General features: G+C 73.3%; 14 protein-coding genes. 4 read left to right on the plus strand and 10 right to left on the minus strand.

All coding sequences use genetic code 11. The annotated features are described in order from the left end of the window. Window positions 1–125 precede the first annotated feature (125 nt). The 7 genes from ACIBO1_RS13690 to pcaF form a co-directional block, all read right to left on the minus strand. Window positions 126–890, minus strand: coding sequence for a 3-oxoacyl-ACP reductase (locus ACIBO1_RS13690; RefSeq protein WP_396745337.1), 765 nt, complete (start codon window positions 888–890; stop codon window positions 126–128). A 3-nt stretch (window positions 891–893) separates the two neighbouring features. Beyond that, window positions 894–2,249 (minus strand): aldehyde dehydrogenase family protein, encoded by a 1,356-nt coding sequence (locus ACIBO1_RS13695; RefSeq protein WP_396745464.1) that lies wholly within the window; start codon window positions 2,247–2,249, stop codon window positions 894–896. A gap of 239 nt (window positions 2,250–2,488) precedes the next feature. Beyond that, window positions 2,489–3,853, minus strand: a complete 1,365-nt coding sequence (locus ACIBO1_RS13700; RefSeq protein WP_396745467.1) for a glutamine synthetase family protein — start codon at window positions 3,851–3,853, stop codon at window positions 2,489–2,491. A gap of 402 nt (window positions 3,854–4,255) precedes the next feature. After that, complete coding sequence (locus tag ACIBO1_RS13705) at window positions 4,256–4,756, minus strand: DUF456 domain-containing protein (RefSeq protein WP_396745340.1); 501 nt, start codon at window positions 4,754–4,756, stop codon at window positions 4,256–4,258. A gap of 129 nt (window positions 4,757–4,885) precedes the next feature. Further along, the gene (locus ACIBO1_RS13710) at window positions 4,886–7,045 is read right to left on the minus strand and encodes a putative bifunctional diguanylate cyclase/phosphodiesterase (protein ID WP_396745343.1); all 2,160 of its coding nucleotides are present in this window, start codon (window positions 7,043–7,045) and stop codon (window positions 4,886–4,888) included. A gap of 4 nt (window positions 7,046–7,049) precedes the next feature. Beyond that, window positions 7,050–7,868, minus strand: coding sequence for an SAM-dependent methyltransferase (locus ACIBO1_RS13715; protein ID WP_396745470.1), 819 nt, complete (start codon window positions 7,866–7,868; stop codon window positions 7,050–7,052). A 115-nt stretch (window positions 7,869–7,983) separates the two neighbouring features. Then, window positions 7,984–9,186 carry a 3-oxoadipyl-CoA thiolase gene (gene pcaF / locus ACIBO1_RS13720; protein ID WP_396745346.1) on the minus strand — a complete coding sequence of 401 codons (1,203 nt, stop codon included), beginning with the start codon at window positions 9,184–9,186 and terminating at the stop codon, window positions 7,984–7,986. 105 nt (window positions 9,187–9,291) lie between these two features. Between pcaF and ACIBO1_RS13725 the strand changes: the two genes are divergently transcribed. The 3 genes from ACIBO1_RS13725 to ACIBO1_RS13735 all read left to right on the plus strand — a co-directional run bounded on the left by ACIBO1_RS13725 (window position 9,292) and on the right by ACIBO1_RS13735 (window position 12,166). Then, window positions 9,292–10,257 (plus strand): glutathione S-transferase family protein, encoded by a 966-nt coding sequence (locus ACIBO1_RS13725; RefSeq protein WP_396745349.1) that lies wholly within the window; start codon window positions 9,292–9,294, stop codon window positions 10,255–10,257. Continuing rightward, the gene (locus ACIBO1_RS13730) at window positions 10,250–11,026 is read left to right on the plus strand and encodes a DUF998 domain-containing protein (RefSeq protein WP_396745351.1); all 777 of its coding nucleotides are present in this window, start codon (window positions 10,250–10,252) and stop codon (window positions 11,024–11,026) included. Before ACIBO1_RS13725 ends, ACIBO1_RS13730 begins: the two co-directional genes overlap by 8 nt. Window positions 11,027–11,098: 72 nt before the next feature. Further along, complete coding sequence (locus ACIBO1_RS13735) at window positions 11,099–12,166, plus strand: NADH:flavin oxidoreductase/NADH oxidase (RefSeq protein ID WP_396745354.1); 1,068 nt, start codon at window positions 11,099–11,101, stop codon at window positions 12,164–12,166. A gap of 52 nt (window positions 12,167–12,218) precedes the next feature. Here the strand turns inward: ACIBO1_RS13735 and ACIBO1_RS13740 are convergent, their stop codons facing one another. After that, the gene (locus ACIBO1_RS13740; RefSeq protein WP_396745357.1) at window positions 12,219–15,890 is read right to left on the minus strand and encodes an ATP-binding cassette domain-containing protein; all 3,672 of its coding nucleotides are present in this window, start codon (window positions 15,888–15,890) and stop codon (window positions 12,219–12,221) included. A 110-nt stretch (window positions 15,891–16,000) separates the two neighbouring features. Beyond that, window positions 16,001–16,840, minus strand: a complete 840-nt coding sequence (locus tag ACIBO1_RS13745; RefSeq protein WP_396745360.1) for a GNAT family N-acetyltransferase — start codon at window positions 16,838–16,840, stop codon at window positions 16,001–16,003. 185 nt (window positions 16,841–17,025) lie between these two features. Between ACIBO1_RS13745 and ACIBO1_RS13750 the strand changes: the two genes are divergently transcribed. Continuing rightward, complete coding sequence (locus ACIBO1_RS13750) at window positions 17,026–17,604, plus strand: PadR family transcriptional regulator (RefSeq protein WP_396745363.1); 579 nt, start codon at window positions 17,026–17,028, stop codon at window positions 17,602–17,604. A gap of 864 nt (window positions 17,605–18,468) precedes the next feature. Here ACIBO1_RS13750 and ispG read toward each other — a convergent pair. Continuing rightward, window positions 18,469–19,641, minus strand: a complete 1,173-nt coding sequence (gene ispG / locus ACIBO1_RS13755; RefSeq protein WP_131052779.1) for a flavodoxin-dependent (E)-4-hydroxy-3-methylbut-2-enyl-diphosphate synthase — start codon at window positions 19,639–19,641, stop codon at window positions 18,469–18,471. Window positions 19,642–19,645 lie beyond the last annotated feature (4 nt).

A 19,645-nucleotide genomic window follows, 5' to 3' on the forward strand; every position in this document is an offset into this window, starting at 1 on the left:
CCGGACTTCTACCCCGCTGCACCAGGAACGTAACGCATCAGCCGGTGGCGACGCTGATTAGCCCACGACACTTGTCGATCAACCGATACGATTCGCCCACTCGATCACCACAAGTGTCGGGAACATCACAGCGGCGTGACATAGGCGCCGGTGATCCCGCCGTCGACCACGAACTGCGCGGCGGTCATGAACGAGGAGTCGTCACTGGCCAGGAAGGCCACCGCCGCGGCGATCTCGGTCGGCTCGCCGAACCGCCCCATCGGCACGTGCACCAGCCGGCGCGCGGCCCGCTCCGGGTCGGCGGCGAACAACTCCCGCAGCAGCGGCGTGGCCACCGGACCGGGGCACAGGGCGTTGACCCGGATGCCCTCGCGGGCGAACTGCACGCCCAGCTCCCGGCTCAGCGCCAGCACCCCGCCCTTGCTCGCCGTGTACGCGATCTGCGACGTCGCCGCACCCATCAGCGCCACGAACGAGGCGGTGTTGATGATCGATCCCCGGCCCTGCCGGCGCATGTGCGGGATGACGTACTTGCAGCACAGGTAGACGCTGGTGGTGTTCACCCGCAGCACCCGTTCCCAGGCGTCCAGCCCGGTCTCCAGGATGGAGTCGTCGTCCGGCGGCGAGATGCCGGCGTTGTGGAACGAGACGTCCACCCGCCCGTACCGCTCGACCACCCCGTCGAAGAGGTCACGGACGGCACTCTCGTCGGTCACGTCGACGGCGACGAAGGTCCCGTCGACCTCCTCGGCGGCCCGGGCACCTCCCTCGGTGTCGACGTCGACGCAGACCAGCCGGGCCCCCTCGGCGGCCAGCCTGCGTACGGTGGCCAGCCCGATCCCGCTGGCCGCGCCGGTCACCACGGCCACCCGGTCCTGCAACCGCTGCATCGCTCACTCCTCCGTGCTGATGAAGACGTTCTTGACGTCGGTGAACGCGTGCAGGGCGTCCGGGCCCAGTTCGCGACCGAGACCGGAGCGTTTCATCCCGCCGAACGGCGTCCAGTACCGCACCGAGGAGTGCGAGTTGACGCTCAGGTTGCCCGCCTCCACCGCCCGCGCCACCCGCAACGCCCGACCCACGTCACGGGTCCAGACCGAGCCGGACAGGCCGTACTCGGTGTCGTTGGCCAGCCGGATCGCGTCCGCCTCGTCGTCGAACGGCAGCACCGAGACGACCGGGCCGAAGACCTCCTCGCGCCAGTGCCGGTCGGCCGGCGAGTCGGCGAGCAGCACCGTCGGCGGGTACCAGTAGCCGGGGCCGTCCGGGCAGGAGCCGGTGAAGGCGACCCGCGCGCCGTCGACGTACCCGGCGACCCGGTCCCGGTGCCCGGCGGAGATCAGCGGGCCCATCTCGGCGGCCTCGTCGGCCGGGTGGCGTACCCGGAACGCCCGCACCGCCGGCTCCAGCAACTCCAGGAAACGGTCGTAGACCGGGCGCTGCACCAGGAGCCGGGAGCGGGCGCAGCAGTCCTGGCCGGCGTTGTCGAAGACCCCGGCCGGGGCGGCCGCCGCCGCCTGCTCCAGGTCGGCGTCGGCGAAGACCAGGTTCGCCGACTTGCCGCCCAACTCCAGGGTCAGCCGCTTCACCTGGGCGGCGCAGCCGGCCATGATCCGGGTGCCGACCTCGGTGGAGCCGGTGAAGCAGATCTTGCGTACCGCCGGGTGGCTGACGAAGCGTTCACCCACTACGTCGCCCCGCCCCGGCAACACCGTGAACACGTCCTCGGGCAGCCCCGCCTCCCGGGCCAGCTCGCCCAGGCGCAACGCGGTCAGCGGAGTCAGCTCGGCGGGCTTCAGCACCACCGTGTTGCCGGCGGCGAGCGCGGGAGCCAGCCCCCAGGCGGCGATCGGCATCGGGAAGTTCCACGGCACGATCACCCCGACCACGCCGAGCGGCTCGTGGAACGTGACGTCCCACCCGCCCGCCACCGGGATCTGCCGTCCGGTCAGCCGCTCCGGCGCCCCCGCGTAGTAGTCCAGCACGTCGCGGACGTTGCCCGCCTCCCAGCGGGCGTTGCCGATGGTGTGCCCGGCGTTCTCGACCTCCAGCCGGGCCAGTTCCTCCACGTGCGCGTCCACCACCGCCGCGAACCGCCGCAACAGCCGGGCCCGCTCCCCCGGCGCCACCCACCGCCACCGCTCGTACGCCACCGCCGCCCGCGCCACCGCCGCGTCGACCTCGTCCGCCGACGCTCCCACGACCTCGCGCAGCACCGTCCCGCTGGCCGGATCCCGCACCTCACCCACGCCCACCCGCACTCCCCTCACCCTCGTCACCGTCCACACCGCCCGCCCTCCCCACGCCGCCCGTGCCCTCCGCGCCGCCCGCCCTCTCCGCGCCGATCATGGAGTTGCGGCCCCCTACAAAAGCCGAGAAGCGGACAGGTCAGGCGCCACGACTCCATGATCGGCGCACTCCGGCGTGGGCGGCGTGCAGCCGAGCGGAACAGTCGCGTGGGTCGCCCTGCCAGACGACAGGCGGCCGGTCAGAGGCGCTCGAAACCACGGGCGAGTTCCCAGTCGGTGACGGCAGCGTCGAAGGCGGCCAGCTCGACCCGGGCCATGTTGGTGTAGTGGGCCACCACGTCGTCACCGAAGGCCGTCCGGGCCACGGTGGAGGACTCCCAGAGCGTCAGCGCGTCCCGGAGGGTGCCGGGGACCCGTTCGGCCGCCGCGTCGTCGTACGCGTTGCCGGTGCACTCCTCGCCCAGCTCCAACTCCTGCTCGATGCCGTGCAGCGCGCCCGCCACCAGCGCCGCGATCGCCAGGTACGGGTTGACGTCCGCCCCCGGCACCCGGTTCTCCACCCGCATCCCCTGACCGTGTCCCACCACCCGCAGCGCGCAGGTGCGGTTGTCGGTGCCCCAGCGCAACGCGGTCGGGGCGAACGAATCCGGCTGGTAACGCTTGTAGGAGTTGATGTTCGGCGCAAAGAAGAGGCTGAACTCGCGCATCGTGGCGAGCAGCCCGGCCAGCACCCGCTGCCCGGTGACGCTCAGGTGCCCCGGCCCGTCGCCCAGCATCGCCGACCCGCCGGAGGCGTCCCGCAGCGAGAAGTGGATGTGGCAGGAGTTGCCCTCCCGGGCGTTCGGCTTGGCCATGAACGTGATCGACATGCCCTCCTGGGCCGCGATCTCCTTCGCCCCGTTCTTGTAGATCACGTGATGGTCGGCGCAGCGCACCGCCTCGTCGTAGCGGAAGGCGATCTCGTGCTGGCCGAGGTTGCACTCACCCTTGGCGCTCTCCGGGGTGAGTCCCGCGCCGGCCATCTCGTTGCGGATGCGCCGCAGCAGCGGCTCCACCCGCGCGGTGCCGAGCAGCGAGTAGTCCACGTTGTACTGGTTGGCCGGGGTCAGCTCGCGGTAACCGCGCTGCCACGCCTGCTCGTACGAGTCGCGGAACAGCACGAACTCCAGCTCCGTGCCCGCGTACGCGGTCAGTCCGTGCGCGGCCAGCCGGTCCAGTTGCCGACGCAGGATCTGCCGGGGCGAGACGGTCACCGGGCCGGTGTCGCCGGGCCAGTGCAGGTCGGCCAGGAGCAGGGCGGTGCCGGGCTGCCACGGCACCCGCCGCAGCGTGTCGAAGTCCGGCGTCATCGCCAGGTCACCGTAGCCGCGCGACCAGCTCGACATCTCGTACCCGTCGACGGTGTTCATGTCGACGTCCACCGCGAGCAGGTAGTCGCAGCCCTCGCTGCCGTGCCCGACCACCTGGTCGAGGAAGTACGGCGCGTGGAACCGTTTGCCCTGTAGTCGGCCCTGCATGTCGACCAGGGCCAGGACCACCGTGTCGATCTCGCCCTCGGCGACCGCGACCCGCAACTGCTCCAGCGTCAGCGGGGCTCTCTTCATGAGCATCACCGAACCACCGCCCCGCCCTTGGTGCAAGGAAGGGACCCTTATTAACGCCTGGAGTATTAAAGGGGTCCCTTCCTAACATGCGCCGGCAGGCGGGTGGGTAAATGCGTTGCCCGACGGGTCCGGCCGGACGCATCCTGGGGCGGTGACCTGGTCCGGAACGGGACCACCGCCGGGCCCTCGGCCGGCCCGGCAGCCGCGGTGGCGCGGGGCGAGTCACCTCTCTCTCACCGGTACGTCCATCCGCCGTGCCCATCGACTCGTCCCCGCCACCCGGCACCCACCGCCGTTCCGCCACGGGCCCACCACGACCGCGCCGCCGCCCGGCGGCCGACGGCCCGGCCGAGCACGGCGCTGGGCGGACGGCCCAGCCGAGCACCACGCCCGGCCGACGGCTCAGGTGAGGACCAGGCCGGTCACCCAGAGCATGCCGATCACCATGCCGGAGAGGAACTCGATCAGCATCGACAGACCGGCCGCGCCGACCGCCTGCTTCGTCGCCGGCCAGGCCAGCCGGGTGTCGCCCAACCGCAGCCGTTCCATCGCGAAGATGCCGCCGACGAAACCGATCACCAGTCCGACGACCGGGATCACGAAGAAGCCGATCAGCCCGAGTACGGCACCGGCGAGCAGTGAGGTGGTGGGTACCCCGGCGCGTTTGAGGTTGCGGCCGGGCCAGGCGTACTTGACCACGGTGCCGCCGAGCGCGACCAGGGTGGCGGCGGTGAGGACCAGCCACCGGCCGGCACCGGCCCCGCCGAACAGCGCCCACACCAGTACGCCGCCCCAGCACAGCGGCAGCGCCGGCAGGCCGGGCACCACCACCCCGGCCAGCCCGGCGAGGATGGCCAGGGCGGCGACCACCGACACCACGCCGCTGGTGTCCGTCAAATCCACGTCGACTCCCCATCAGATCGTCTCGCCCACGTCGCCTGAGATCGTGCCCCAGCACCGCCACCGGGCCGCCGCGCCGGGCCACGACACCGCACGCAGAACGCCGCGACACCGCGAGCAGAACGTCTCCGCTCATGACGGCTCGCCGCGCAGTCGGGCGACGATCGCCTCCGCCGGGCCGGGTGCGCCGAAGAGCCGGCCCTGCGCGGAGTCGCAGCGCAGCGAGCGCAGTCGCTCGGCCTGCGCCTCGGTCTCCACCGCTTCGGCGGTCACCCAGAGCTCCAGCGCGTGGGCCAACCGGACCAACGCGTCCACGATCCGCACGTCGCGGTGGTCGGTGGCGGACGGCTCGTCGCCCCGCAAGCCCTCCACGAACGGCCCGGCCAGCTTCAGGCAGGTGATCGGCAACCGGCGCAGGTACGCCAGGTTCGAGTACCCGGTGCCGAAGTCGTCGACCGCCAGCCGTAGGCCGAGCGCGGCGAGCCGGTACAGCGTCCGCAGCGGTTCGCCTGCGGAACCCATCACCGCGCTCTCGGTCAGCTCCAGTTGCAGCAGCTCGGCGGGGAGCCCGCTCTCGGCCAGGGCGTCGGCCACGGTGTCCACGATCGCCGGGGCGTCGGCCTGGCGGGCGGCCAGGTTGACGCTGACCACCAGCCGGGCCTCCGGGAAGTCGGCGTGCCACCGCTGGGCGTCCCGGCAGGACTGCCGCAGCACCCACTCACCGAGCCGGACGATCAGGCCGGTCTCCTCGGCCAGCCCGATGAACCGGTCCGGCCCGACCAGGCCCAGCTCCGGGTGCTGCCAGCGGACCAGCGCCTCGACGGCCAGCATCCGGCCGTCCAGCAGGGACACGATCGGCTGGTAGTGCACCACGAACTCACCACGGTCCAGGGCGGTGGGCAGTTCGGCGGCGAGCGCCGACCGGGCGATGTCCCGGGCGCTACGCTCCGGGTCATACACCGCCCACCGGCCCCGCCCCTCTCCCTTGGCCCAGTAGAGCGTGGTGTCGGCGGCTTTCATCAACTCGGTGGCGCTGGTGCCGGCGAGGTCCGAGTCGACGATGCCGATGCTCGCCGACACGGCGAGTTGCTGGTCACCGATGTGCACCGGGGCGGCGACGGCGGCCAGCACCGTCTCGGCCACCGCGGTCACGTCCTCGATCCGGGCGATGCCGTCGACCAGGATGACGAACTCGTCGCCGCCCATCCGGGCGACCAGGTAGCCGCGATCGGCCACGCAGTCGGCCAGCCGCCGGGCGATCAGCACGAGCAACCGGTCACCGAGGTCGTGACCGAGGCTGTCGTTGATCGCCTTGAAGCCGTCTAGGTCCAGGAAGCAGACGCCGACCCGGCCGGGCGGGTGCGTACGGTTCACCAGCCGACCGAGTGACTCGAAGAACAGCGTCCGGTTGGGCAGGCCGGTGAGCGGGTCGTGCAGCGCCTGGAACCGCAGCCGCTGCTGGAGTTCGTACCGCTCGGTGATGTCCTCGACCACGGCGACGGTGAACCGGGGACGGCCGTCGTCGTGGCGGATCAGCGAGACCGCCAGGTCCGTCCAGACGGCGGTGCCGTCCTTGCGGTAGTAGCGCTTCTCGACCCGGACCGCCTCGTGCTTGCCCTCGATCAGCTCCTGGTAAAGCTCCCACATCCCGGCGGCGTCGTCGGCGTGGAACAGCGACGCCACGTTGGTCTGCCGCAGTTCCTCGATGGCGTAGCCGAGCATCTCGGCGAAGCTCTGGTTGACGTCGATGATCGTGCCGTCGATCCCGGCGATGCCGATGCCGATGGCCGCCCCGCTGAAGACCGCCCGGAACCGCGCCTCGCTGTCGCGCAACGCCCGCTCCACGGTGTCCCGGGCCTGCCACGCCGAGCGTGCGATCCCCTCCTGCTGGGCGAAGGTGCGGTCGCGCAGCGCACCGGCGAAGCCGGCGGCCAGGCCCGCCTGGGCCGCCGAGACCCGGTCGGCGAGGTCGGGCCGGTCCGCCCGGACGTCCAGCACCTCGGTGGGGAACCGGACCGCGAGGGTACGCACCGCCCAGCCGATCACCCCCGGCGCGATCAGATGGGCCGTCACCAGCGCCCGCCCGACCTCCTCGGCGGCCGGGGTCACCGGCTCACCGGAGAGCAGCGCACGGGCCAGCCGCACGGTGTGCCCGAGCAGCAGCCGCTCGGTCTCGGTCGGGCTCAACGGCACGAACCCGAGCCCGCGTACGGCACGGGCCCAGTCGGCCGCGTACCGCTGGGCACCGGTCTGGTCCACGGCGTTCCCGCCGGAGTCGCCGACGGCGGACATCAGGTCAGCCGGCGGACCGGTCGTTCCGGGCGACGCCGCCGAACGCACCGAACCGTTGCGGGTTCGCGGCCACGTCGGACGGCGCGTCGGGGCGCCACAACTCCATGTGCACCACTCCCGGCGCAAGTAGCGTCCAGTCGCCGAAGAAGCCGGTGATCTCGGCCCGCGAGCGCAGCGTGATCTCGGTGGCGGTCCGTGCCGACAGTCGTTGCGCGTCCAACATCTCCGGTGGCTGGTCCTCGAAGGTGGAGTGCGATACGACCAGGTGGCTGCCGGGCGCGGCGGCGGCTCGCAGGGTGGCCAGGACCTCGGCGGGACGGTCGGTATCCGGCACGAAGTGCACCACCCCGGCGAGCAGCACGCCCAGTGGGCGGTCGAAGTCGAGCAGCTGCAACGCCCGGGCGTCGGCCAGGATCCGCTCCGGGTCGCGCAGGTCGCCGTGGAGCACGCCGGTCAGCTCGTCGTCGGCCAGCAGTTCCCGGCTGTGCGCCACCGCCACCGGGTCGATGTCGACGTAGACGACCCGGGCCTTCGGGTTCGCGGCCCGGGCCACCTCGTGCACGTTGCCGACGGTGGGGATGCCGGAGCCGATATCGAGGAACTGGTCGATGCCGGCGTCGAGCAGCACGCGTACGGCCCGGCGCAGGAACTCCCGACCGGCCCGCATGGTCGCCGGCAGGTGGGGTGTGGTGGCGGCGATCTGCTCGGCCAGCCGACGGTCGATCTCGAAGTTGTGAGCGCCGCCCAGAAAGTAGTCGTACACCCGGGCCGCGCTGGGCCGCGAGAGGTCGATCTCGGAGGGGAGTCCGTCGGGGGTCTGCACTGGCACCTCAGCTCGTCGCGTGATGCTGACCACTCTAGGCCGGTCGGTCACGCCCGAGGGAGATCCACGAACACCTTTCCCGTACGCGTCGCGCCGCGCCTGCCGACGTCGCCGGTCAGGCCGTTTCCAGCAGCAGCGAGATGCCCTGCCCGACGCCGACGCACATGGTGGCCAGGGCCCGCCGACCACCCCGGCGGCGCAGTTCCAGCGCGGCGGTGAGCGCCAGCCGGGCGCCGCTGGCGCCCAGCGGGTGACCCAGCGCGATGGCCCCGCCGTTCGGGTTGACGTGCTCGGCGTCCTCCGGCAGGCCCAGCTCACGCAGCACCGCGACGGCCTGCGCGGCGAACGCCTCGTTCAGCTCGATCACGTCGAGGTCGGCCAGCGCCAACCCGCGCCGGTCCAGCAGCCGCCGGGTCGCCGGGACCGGGCCGACGCCCATGGTCCGGGGCGGCACGCCGGCCGCCGCCGCACCGGAGACCCGGGCCAGCGGAGTCAGGCCGTACGCGGCGACGGCCGCCTCCGAGGCGACCAGCAGCGCCACCGCGCCGTCGTTGACGCCGGACGAGTTGCCCGCGGTCACCGTGCCGCCCTCGCGGAACGGGGTGGGCAGGGCGGCCAACTTCTCCAGCGAGGTCTGCCGGGGGTGCTCGTCGACCTCGACCAGCCGCGTCTCGCGCCGCCCGGCCGGCACGGTCACCGGCACGATCTCCTCGGCCAGCCGCCCGTCGGCCTGGGCCTTGGCGGCCCGCGCCTGCGACCGGTACGCGAACTCGTCCTGCGCGGAGCGATCCACGCCGTACTCCTCGGCCACGTTCTCGGCGGTCTCCGGCATCGAGTCGACGCCCCAGCCCTGCCGCATCAGCGGGTTGACCAGTCGCCAGCCGATGGTGGTGTCGTGGACCTCGGCGGCCCGGGAGTAGGCGGTGGTCGCCTTCGGCATCACGAACGGGGCCCGGCTCATGCTCTCGACGCCGCCCGCGACCACCAGGTCGGCCTCACCGGCGGTGACCGCGCGGGCGGCGGTGGCCAGCGCGTCGAGGCCGGAGCCGCAGAGTCGGTTGATCGTGGTGCCGGACACCTCCTCGGGCAGCCCGCCGAGCAGCGCGGCCATCCGGGCCACGTTGCGGTTGTCCTCGCCGGCCTGGTTGGCGCAGCCCAGGATCACGTCGTCGGTACGCGCCCAGTCCACCGCCGGGTGGCGGGCCACCAGCTCACGGATCACGTGCGCGGCCAGGTCGTCGGGGCGTACGCCGGCCAGGGCCCCGGCGTAGCGGCCGATCGGGGTACGCACACCGGCCACCAGGTAAGCCACGGTCATCGCGAGTCCTTCGGGGGTGGGAAGGGCGGGCACCGGCCGCCCGTCGGGTCCCGCCGGACGTCCGGCGGCCAGGATATCCCCGGCGTATCCCGATAGGTTGTCGGCATGGCCCGACCCCAGTTCCGCTCGGAGACCAGTGACGCGGGCGCGTTCGTCCGGCAGCCCAACCGGTTCACCGGGCGGGTCACCCCGCACTCCACCTCGCCGCCCGGCGCGGGGCCGGACGCGCAGGACCGTTGGCCGTTGGAGGCGGGCCGCTACCGGCTGATCTGGTGCCGCGCCTGCCCGTGGGCGCACCGGGCGTTGATCGTGCGGAACCTGCTCGGGCTCGGCGACGCCATCTCGCTGGGCACCGTCGACCCGATCCGGGACGACCGGGGCTGGCGGTTCACGCTCGACCAGGACGGCTTCGACCCGGTGCTGGGCATCGGTCACCTGTCCGAGGCGTACCTGGCGACCGACGCCGACTACTCCGGCCGGGTCACCGTGCCCGCGCTGGTGGACACGCTCACCGGCCGGGTGGTCACCAACGACTATCCGCAGCTCACCCTCGACCTGTCCACCGAGTGGCGACGGTTGCACGCACCGGACGCACCGGACCTGTACCCGGTGACGTTGCGCCCGGAGATGGACACGCTGATGGCGGAGATCCACCGGGACGTCAACAACGGCGTCTACCGGTGCGGCTTCGCCACCTCCCAGCAGGCGTACGACGAGGCGTACCGGACGCTGTTCGACCGGCTGGACGCGTTGTCGCGGCGGCTGACCGACCGGCGGTACCTGATGGGCGACACGATCACCGAAGCGGACGTACGCCTGTTCACCACGCTGGTCCGCTTCGACGTGGCGTACCACGGGCACTTCAAGTGCAACCGGCAGAAGCTGACCGAGATGCCGGTGCTGTGGGCGTACGCGCGGGACCTGTTCCAGACCCCGGGTCTCGGTGAGACCGTGGACTTCGACCACATCAAGCGGCACTACTACGCGACCCACCAGCAGATCAACCCGACCGGGGTGGTGCCGCTCGGTCCGGACCTGCACGGCTGGACGGCCCCGCACGGACGTGGCTGAGCCGTCGACGGCGTACCGCCGGGCGTCGGGACGGGGCGGGGTCGCGGCGGCGGGTGCCGCGCTGGGCGTGGTCACCGGGACGGCCCTGGTGGTCCTCGCCGTGGTCGCCGGTCCGGGACCGGGCCTGACCGGGTACGTCAGCGAGGCCGGCGTGGCCGAGAGCGGGTACGCGTGGACGTACCGGATCGGCGTGTTCTCCCTGGCCACGGCGCTGCTGCTGCTCGCGGTGTCGCTGCGCGACGAGGACCGGCGGCCCGATCCGGCGCGGACGGCGCGCCCGGACCCGGCGCGGGCGGACCACCCGGGCGTGGCCGTGGTGCGGCGGCTCGCGGGACACCGGGGCGCGGCGGTGCTGCGGCAGGTGGCGACGCTGCCCGGCGCAGTGGCGCTGCTCGTCGCGGGTGCGCTGTGCACGCTGCTGTCCGGGGCGGTGACCTGTAGCGCCGGCTGCCCGCTGCCGCCGTTCGAACCGGCCACCGTGGCGGATCTGGTGCACGGTGGGGCGAGCGTCGCCGCGACCGCAACGGTGGTGTTCGCGATGATCGCCATCGCCCTCGCCCCGCAGCCCGACCGGCGGCTGCGTCGGCCGGCCGTGATCGCGGCGGTGGTCGCGTTGCCACTCGCCGGGGCCGTGGCCGCCGCCATGCTGTTCGTCGGGCGTGGCTCGCTGGTCGGCGTGCTGGAGCGGCTGCTGCTGGCGGTCGCCGTGGTCTGGGGTCTGACCACCGCCCTCACCCTGGCCTCCGGCAGACGGCCCGACCGGAGCTGACCGGCGCGGGAGTGCCCGAGCCCACAGCCCGCGCCCGGGTCGCGCGCCCGACGGCCGGGAGAGGATGGCGCGATGAGTTCGTTGTTCACGCCCCTTGCGCTGCGCACCGTGACCCTGCCGAACCGCATCGCGATGGCGCCGATGTGCCAGTACAGTGCCGGGCCCGACGGCCTGCCCACCGACTGGCACCTGGTGCACCTCGGCACCCGGGCCGTGGGCGGTGCCGGACTGGTGATGACCGAGGCGACCGCCGTGGTGCCGGAGGGGCGGATCAGCCCGCAGGACACCGGGCTCTGGTCCGGTCGGCACGTCGACGCCTGGCGTCCGGTGACCCGCTTCCTGACCGCGCACGGCGCGGTGCCGGTCGTGCAGCTCGCGCACGCCGGGATCAAGGCGTCGACGTACCGGCCGTGGGCGCCGCAGCGCGGTGGCGTGCCCGACGCGGAGGGCGGCTGGACGCCGGTCGGGCCGACCGCCGAGCCCTTCGTGCCCGAGTATCGGGAGCCGACCGCGCTGGACCCGACCGGGATCGCCGGGGTGGTCGAGGCGTTCGCGACCGCCGCCGCCCGCGCGCTGGAGGCGGGCTTCGCCGCCGTCGAGGTGCACGCGGCGCACGGCTACCTGCTGCACGAGTTCCTCTCCCCGCTGACCAACCGGCGCACCGACGACTGGGGCGGGGACCGGGCCGGGCGGATGCGGCTGACCCTGGAGGTCGTCCGCGCGGTGCGGGCCGCCGTCGGTCCGGACGTGCCGGTGCTGGCCCGCATCTCGGCCACCGACTGGGTCGACGGCGGTTGGACCGTCGACGACAGCGTGGTGCTCGCCACCGAGTTGGCCGCGGCCGGGGTGGACCTCGTCGACTGCTCCTCCGGCGGCGCCGCACCGAACGCCGCCATCCCGGTGGGCCCCGGCTACCAGGTGCCGGCCGCCGCCCGGATCCGCCGCGAGGCACGGGTACCCACCGGCGCGGTCGGCCTGATCGTCGCGCCCGCGCAGGCCGAGGCGATCGTCACCGACGGTGCGGCCGACCTGGTGCTGCTCGGTCGGGAACTGCTGCGCGACCCGTACTGGCCGCGCCGGGCCGCCGCCGAACTGGGCGCCGACGCGGACTGGCCGCACCAGTACCGCCGGGCACTCTGACCCGGCCCCCACCGTCCCCTCGGGCCGGTTGATCCGGCACGGTCGTGCCGGATCACCCGGCCAGGTGGCCCCAGCGCGGCGCCAGTTCGCGCCACGGCCCCTGCGCCCGCACCGCACCGTCGACGAGCACCACCACGTGGTCGGCCCGCACCAGGGCGGCCCGTTTGGAGGTGGACCCGACGACGGTCACGCCGCGTTCGCGCAACGCCTGCCAGAGCGCCAGCTCGGTGGTGACGTCCAGGGCGGACGACACGTCGTCGGCGACCAGCAGTTCGGTACGCGGTGCCAGCGCCCGGGCCAACGCCAGGCGCTGCAACTGCCCGCCGGAGAGCCGGGTGCCCTTGTGCCCGATGAGCAGCCCGAGGCCGCTGCCGGTGGCGGCCAGGTCGTGGTCGAGCTGGGCGGTCGCCACCGCGTGCGCCGGGTCCACCGGGTGGCCCAGGGTGATGTTGTCGGCCACGGTGCCGGAGAGCACCCGGGGCAACTGGCCGACGTAACCGACCTGGTTCGGGCGCAGGAACAGCTCCGGCTCGGTCACCGGCTCGCCGTTCCAGGTCATCGACCCGGTGTGCGGGGCGATGCCGGCCAGGGCCCGCAGCAGCGAGGACTTGCCCGCCCCGACCGGGCCCACCACCAGCACCAACTGTCCGCGTGCCACGGTCAGGTCGACGTCGCGTACGGCGACCGTGCCGTCGGTGTGCCGGACGCCGAAGCCGACCAGTTCCAGCCGCCGCAACGGGGTACGCGGAGTCACCGCCGGGGCGGGTGCCGTACCGGCCACCAGGTCCATCCCGGGCACCCGCGCCGAGTACGCCTCGATGCCGGTCATCTCCGCCGTCCGCCGTGTCCACACCCGCGCCGAGGGCACCTGGGAGATCAGCGAGGCGGTGGTCCAGGCGAACCAGCGCGCCGCGCCCAGCGTGGCGACCGAGACCAGGGCCGCCCCGGCGGAGATCGTGCCGGCCAGGAACAGCGCCCAGACCGCGATCGGCAGCAGACCGCTGGCCATCGACGGGGTGGAGCGGGCCCAGACCTGCACGGCGATCTCCCGGCGCTGCCGGTCGCTGCGCACGGTGTCCAGGTCGGCGAGGTGGGTCAGCACCGGCCGGGTCGCCCCGGCGAGTTTCACCGTCCGGGCCGCCGACAGCGCCGAGACCAGTGCGGTGGCGAACGCCGCCCGGGCGGTGACGGTCTCCCGTGCCGCGCGTTCCAGCCGGGGGCCGAACGCGGTGGCGGCGAAGCCGGAGAGCACCATCGTGCCGAGGAAGAACAGCCCCGGCACCACGCTGCCGGTGATCAGGGTCATGCTGACCAGCAGGATCACGCCGACGGTCTGGTCCAGCACGTTGTCCGCGAGTTGCACCACCCGCTCGGTGTCGCCACCCTGCGCCACCACCTCGGCCGGGGTGTGCCGGCTGACCCGGCGCGGGCCGGTCTGGCCGTACACCAGGCGGGCGCTGATCCGCAGCATCTGCCGGACCCACCAGGCCGGGAACCACAGGTGCGTCCAGTAGTGCGCGGGGATGGCAAGGACCAGCCCGGCCGCGATGCCCAGCGCGGGCAGCCACGGGTCGCCGGTGCCGTCGACCACGTCGGCCCAGAGCCAGGCCAGGATCGGGCCGTCCAGGCTCAGAACGGCCAGCACGGCGAAGATGCCCACCGCGGCGGCGCCGTACCGGGGGTCGTTGAGACAGAGCCGGAAGATCTCCCGCAGGGTCCGCGCCCGGGACGCGGGCTTCCGGTCGCCGGCCCGGTCCGTTCCCTCGGTGGCGGCCGGGGCGGGCTCGTCGGCGACGGTGGTGGTACGGGCCGCCTCGCGTCCACCGACCTCCCGGGCGGTGATCTCCCGGCCGTCGGTCGGCGCGACCGGCTCGGGCCCGACGACGGGCGCGGGATCCACCACGGCGGTCAGCCCGGACGCCCCGGTGAGGCGATGGCCCTCCGTGACCGCACCGGTGACGCCGACCAGTGCCGGTTCGCCACGGAGGCGGTCGGCGCCCGGATCGGCCAGCAGGTCGGCCGCGTCGGCGGTGTCGGCGCCCGGGTCGGCGAGCAGGTCGGCGTCACCGGCGGCGAGGAGTTCGGCGAAGCGACGCGACCGGGCCAGCGGGGCGGCCTCGACCACCGCGCCGTCGGCCAGCACCACCACCTCGTCGCACTGCCGCACCGAGGAGAGCCGGTGCGCGATGACGATGCCGATCCGGTCGCGCAGCAGCCGTTCGGTGGCCTGCTGCACCCGCGCCTCGGTGACCGGGTCGAGCCGGGCGGTGGCCTCGTCGAGGATCACCACGTGCGGGTCGCGGACCAGGATGCGGGCGAACGCGACGAGCTGCTCCTGCCCGGCGGAGAGCACGTGCCCGCCCTCACCGAGCCGGGTGTCCAGCCCGGCGGGCAGTTCGGCGATCCACCCGGCCAGGCCCAGCTCGTGCAGGGCCCGCGCGGCGGCGTCGAGCAGCTCGGGGTCGAACAACGCGACGTTCTCGGCGAGCGTGCCGGCGAGGATCTCGGTGCGTTGCGGCACCACGGCGATCCACCGGCGCAGCAGGTCCACGTCGAGGTCGCGCACGTCGCGCCCGCCGAGCAGCACCGCCCCGGGTGGTACGTCCACCGCCCGGGTGAGCAGCTTGGCCAGCGTCGACTTGCCCGAGCCGGTCCGTCCCACCAGCGCGTACGAGCGGCCTCGGGCGAAGGTCAGGTCGACCTCGCGCAACGCCGGGCCACGGTCGGCGTCGGCGGCCGGGTAGTGGAAGGTCAGGTCGCGGATGACCAGGTCACCGTCGACCGGGGCGGCACCGCCGACGGGTTCCTGTGCGGCGGCCTGGAGCAGTCGTACCCGGCCCCACGCGCCGAGGGCGTACTGCACCTCGGGCACCATCCGGCTGACGTGCTCGACGGTCATCCCCAGCGAGAGAGCGAGCAGCCAGATCGCGGTCAGTCGGGCGGAGTCGACCCGGCCGGTGGTCAGCGCCCACACCCCACCGAGCACGACCAGCGCGACACCGACCCGGGTCACCCCGGCGGCCACGGTGTTGACCTGGGCGGACAACCGCCACACCCGCCAGCCGCGCCGCAGCACCTCGGCCGCCCGGGCGGCGTACAGCCGCAGCACGTACGGGCGCGCCAGGCTGGTGCGGACGTCGTCCTGGCCGTGGATGGACTCCTCCATCACCGCCGCCAGGTCCGACCAGGCCGCCTCCTCGTGCATCCGGGCCGGGGCGATCCGGCTCGCCGGCCGGCGCATGGTGACCGCGAGCAGGACGCAGAGCAGCAGCATGCCGATCCCGGCCGGCCACCAGACGGTGATCGCGACCAGCGTGGAGAGCAGACCCACCGCCAGCGACTGGGCCAGGCGCACCCCGGGACCGCGTACGCCGGAGGCGACGTCGTACACGTCGCCGTCGATCCGGTCGAGCATCTCGCCGACCGGCGTGGTCTCCAGGGCGGGAATCGGCTGGCCCATCGCCACCCGGCACAGCCGGCGTCGCAGGTCGGCGGCCCAGTCGGCGGTCACCCCGGCCATCACCAGGCTGACCACCAGATCGCTGGCGACCACCACGACCAGGGCCACCGCGAGCAGCACGAAGAACTCGACGGAGCGGTTCACCAGCACCGGACCGGCGAGCGCGGCGGTGCCCGCCTGGCCGATCCCGCCGAGCACGATCAGGACCACCACCAGGGTCATCCGGCGAGACGAGGTGACCCACAGATCACGGAGCAGGCGCATGGGTCGGTTCCTCCGGTTTCGTGGCGGAGGTTCCAGCCTGCGTCGCGCGCCCGCGCAGCTCAACGCATTTTCGCCGGGGGCAGACCCGGGTGGCGGCCGGCGGCGTCGGCTCAGAACAGCACGGTGGCGAGGGTGCCGACGGGCCGGAATCCGCAGCGTTCGTAGACCCGCCGGGCGGGCAGGTTGAAGTCGTTGACGTACAGGCTGACGGTCGGCGCGACCCGGGCCAGCGCGTCGCGGACCACCGCCGCCATCGCCGCCGTGCCGATTCCCCGGCCACGCCACTCCGGCGCCACCCAGACCCCCTGGACCTGCGCGGTGCGCCGGGTGACGACCGCGAGTTCGGCCTTGAAGACCACCCGGCCGTCGACGAAGCGGGCGTACGCCCGGCCGGAGCGGACCATCTCGGTGACCCGACGGCGGTACCCGCGCCCACCGTCCTCGGCCAGCGGCGAGACGCCCACCTCCTCGGTGTACATCGCCACCGCGGCCGGGAAGAGCAGGTCGATCTCGCTGCCGCGGACCAGGCGTACCTGCGGATCGGCGCGGACCTCGGGCATCGCCTCGGTGGCCAGCAGCGGCTGGTTGGGGCGGACGTCGCGGGCCGGCCCCCAGGTGCCGGCGAGCTGGTCCCACAGTCCGAGGACCGCGTCGGCACGCCCGACGATCGAGGAGCAGAGCCGCTCCTCGCCCGCGAGCAGCTCGGCGAAGGCGGCCACGGCCTGCGACGAGGCGAGGACCGGGGTGAGGTTGCCGCCGAGCCAGCAGACCGATTCGAGATGGCGGCGGGAGCCGTAGCCGAGTACCCGGCCCTCGGCCCGCCACCACGCCAGTCCGCGCGCGGCGACCCGCTCCGCGACCTGCGCGCTCGCGTACGGGTCGGAGTCGAGCAACCGTTCGACCGCGCGACGCTCCGACTCCCCCAGTTGCCGCACCGGCGCCGTCAACACGCTTACAGCCTGCCAGATGCGTCCGGAGCGCGGTGGCGGACAGTGACCGGTGCTCGACGGCTGGACGACCCGCTACCGGACGGCGTGTCGCAAAACTCCCCACCGCTCCTCGGGTGACTTGTCGCCGATGTATTTTCGATATATCGTCAACGTATCAGCGACAGTTCTACGAAGGAGACAGTCTGATGAGGTTCCACCGACGGGCACACGCCCTGCACGAGGCCCGGATGCGCGGATTCGGCTTCCCGCCCTTCCCGCCCGGTCCACCCTTCCCGCCCGGCGGGCACGGTCACGGCCGGGGCGGACGCGGACGGGGTCGGGGACGCCGCCCGAACGTCCGTGGCGCGGTGCTCGCGCTGCTCACCGAGCGGCCGATGCACGGCTACGAGATGATCCAGGAGATCGACTCCCGCACCGGGGGCGGCTGGCGGCCCAGCCCCGGCTCGATCTACCCGACGCTCCAACTCCTGGAGGACGAGGGAGTCATCGTCGCCACCGAGGAGTCCGGCGGCGGCCGTAAGCGGTTCACCCTCACCGAACAGGGTCGACCCGAGGCCGAGACGGCGGCCCAGACGCCCCCCTGGGCGGAGGTCGCCGAGGACACGATCAACAGTTGGCACGACATCCGGGACGCCGGCGCGCAGGCCATGAACGCGCTGCGCCAGGTCATGATGACCGGTACGGACGACCAGCGCGAGCGGGCCGCCCAGGTGCTCGACGAGACCCGCCGCAAGCTGTACGCCATCCTCGCCGAATCCGAGTGACCGCCACCGTCCGACGCGGATCCACCGCCCCGTCGGCCGCCGCGGTCCCCGACCTCGTCGCTTTCCCGCACGGGGGCCCGGGAGGGCTCCTCTCTCCGGGCGACCGACGAGCAGCACCGGCACACCCCGGGCCCGCCACCCGCTCCTGGCGCGGGGCCCCTCCCAAGATCCTGCTTGATCCTGGATCGAGTGGTCTCGGCGTGCCTGTGAAGCCACTTGATCCAGGATCGAGCGCGACCTTGGGGTGGCATCACGGCACGGCAACGCGGCATGGCGACGCGGCATGGCGACGCGGCGACACGTGCCCCGTCGCGACGTGCGGCAACGTGCCGGGCGATTCGGCGCACAGTTCGCCGGAGGTGCCGAGGGCGACCGCCCTGGTTGCGGGTGGCCGCCCTCGTGCCAGCGTTCTCGGATGCCTGTGCGAATACGCCGGGCAGCCCGACGGTGCCGCGAGTCAGCACACGCCCGACGGTGGCGGGGAGTCAGCGCCCGCCCAGCAGTGCCGCGAGTCAGCACACGCTGACGGTGCCACGAGTCAGCACACGCCCGACGGTGCCATGGGTCAGCGCACGCCCGACGGTGCCATGGGTCAGCGCACGCCCGACGGTGCCATGGGTCAGCGCACGCCCGACGGTGCCATGGGTCAGCTCACCAAGCCAAGATCGCGCTCGATCCCGGATCGAGTGGCTTCAGCGGCGGGCCGAGACCACTCGATCCAGGATCGAGCGCGTGATCTTGCCGTAGGGCACGGGGGAGGGTGGGGACATGCGGCAATGCAAGTCCCTGGGCGGTTGTGGGGCATGTGCCGGACGCGCCGAGGGGCACCACCCTCGGGTGGCCGCCCCTCGGTGTCGCTATGGGTCAGTGCACGCTGACGGTGGCGCCGGGCAGCAGGCCGCGCAGTTCCTCGGGCAGCTCGGCACCCATCTCGTCGGCCAGCCGCAGGGCCTCCTCGATCAGGGTCTCCACGATCTGCCCCTCGGGCACGGTCTTGATGACCTGGCCCTTGACGAAGATCTGACCCTTGCCGTTGCCGGAGGCGACACCCAGGTCGGCCTCGCGGGCCTCACCGGGGCCGTTCACCACGCACCCCATCACGGCGACCCGCAGCGGCACCGGCAGGCCCTCCAGCCCGGCGGTGACCTCCTCGGCCAGCTTGTAGACGTCCACCTGGGCCCGGCCGCAGGACGGGCAGGAGACGATCTCCAGGCCGCGCTCGCGCAGCCCCAGCGACTCCAGGATCTGCGCGCCGACCTTGATCTCCTCGACCGGCGGCGCGGAGAGCGACACCCGGATGGTGTCGCCGATCCCCTCGGCCAGCAGCGCCCCGAAGGCGACCGCCGACTTGATGGTGCCCTGGAACGCCGGACCGGCCTCGGTCACGCCCAGGTGCAGCGGGTAGTCGCACTGCTCGGCGAGCTGCCGGTAGGCCCGGATCATCACCACCGGGTCGTTGTGCTTGACCGAGATCTTGATGTCCCGGAAGCCGTGCTCCTCGAACAGCGAGCACTCCCAGAGCGCCGACTCGACGAGCGCCTCCGCGGTGGCCTTGCCGTACTTGGTCAGCAGACGCTTGTCCAACGAGCCGGCGTTGACCCCGATCCGGATGGGCGTACCGGCAGCGGAGGCCGCCTTGGCGATCTCGGCGACCTTGTCGTCGAACTGCCGGATGTTGCCCGGGTTCACCCGCACCGCCGCGCATCCGGCGTCGATCGCGGCGAAGACGTACTTCGGCTGGAAGTGGATGTCGGCGATCACCGGGATCTGCGACTTGCGCGCGATCGCCGGCAACGCCTCCACGTCGTCCTGGCTGGGCACCGCCACCCGGACGATCTGGCAGCCGGAGGCGGTCAGCTCGGCGATCTGCTGGAGCGTCGCGTTGACGTCGGAGGTGAGCGTGGTGGTCATCGACTGCACGGAGACCGGTGCCCCACCACCGACCGGCACCGAGCCGACCATGATCTGACGGCTCGCCCGTCGGGGCGCGAGCGGTGGCGGCGGCACGGCGGGCATACCGAGACTGACAGCGGTCACTTCA

It is taken from the genome of Micromonospora sp. NPDC049903, assembly GCF_044460945.1.
Classification (GTDB): domain Bacteria; phylum Actinomycetota; class Actinomycetes; order Mycobacteriales; family Micromonosporaceae; genus Micromonospora.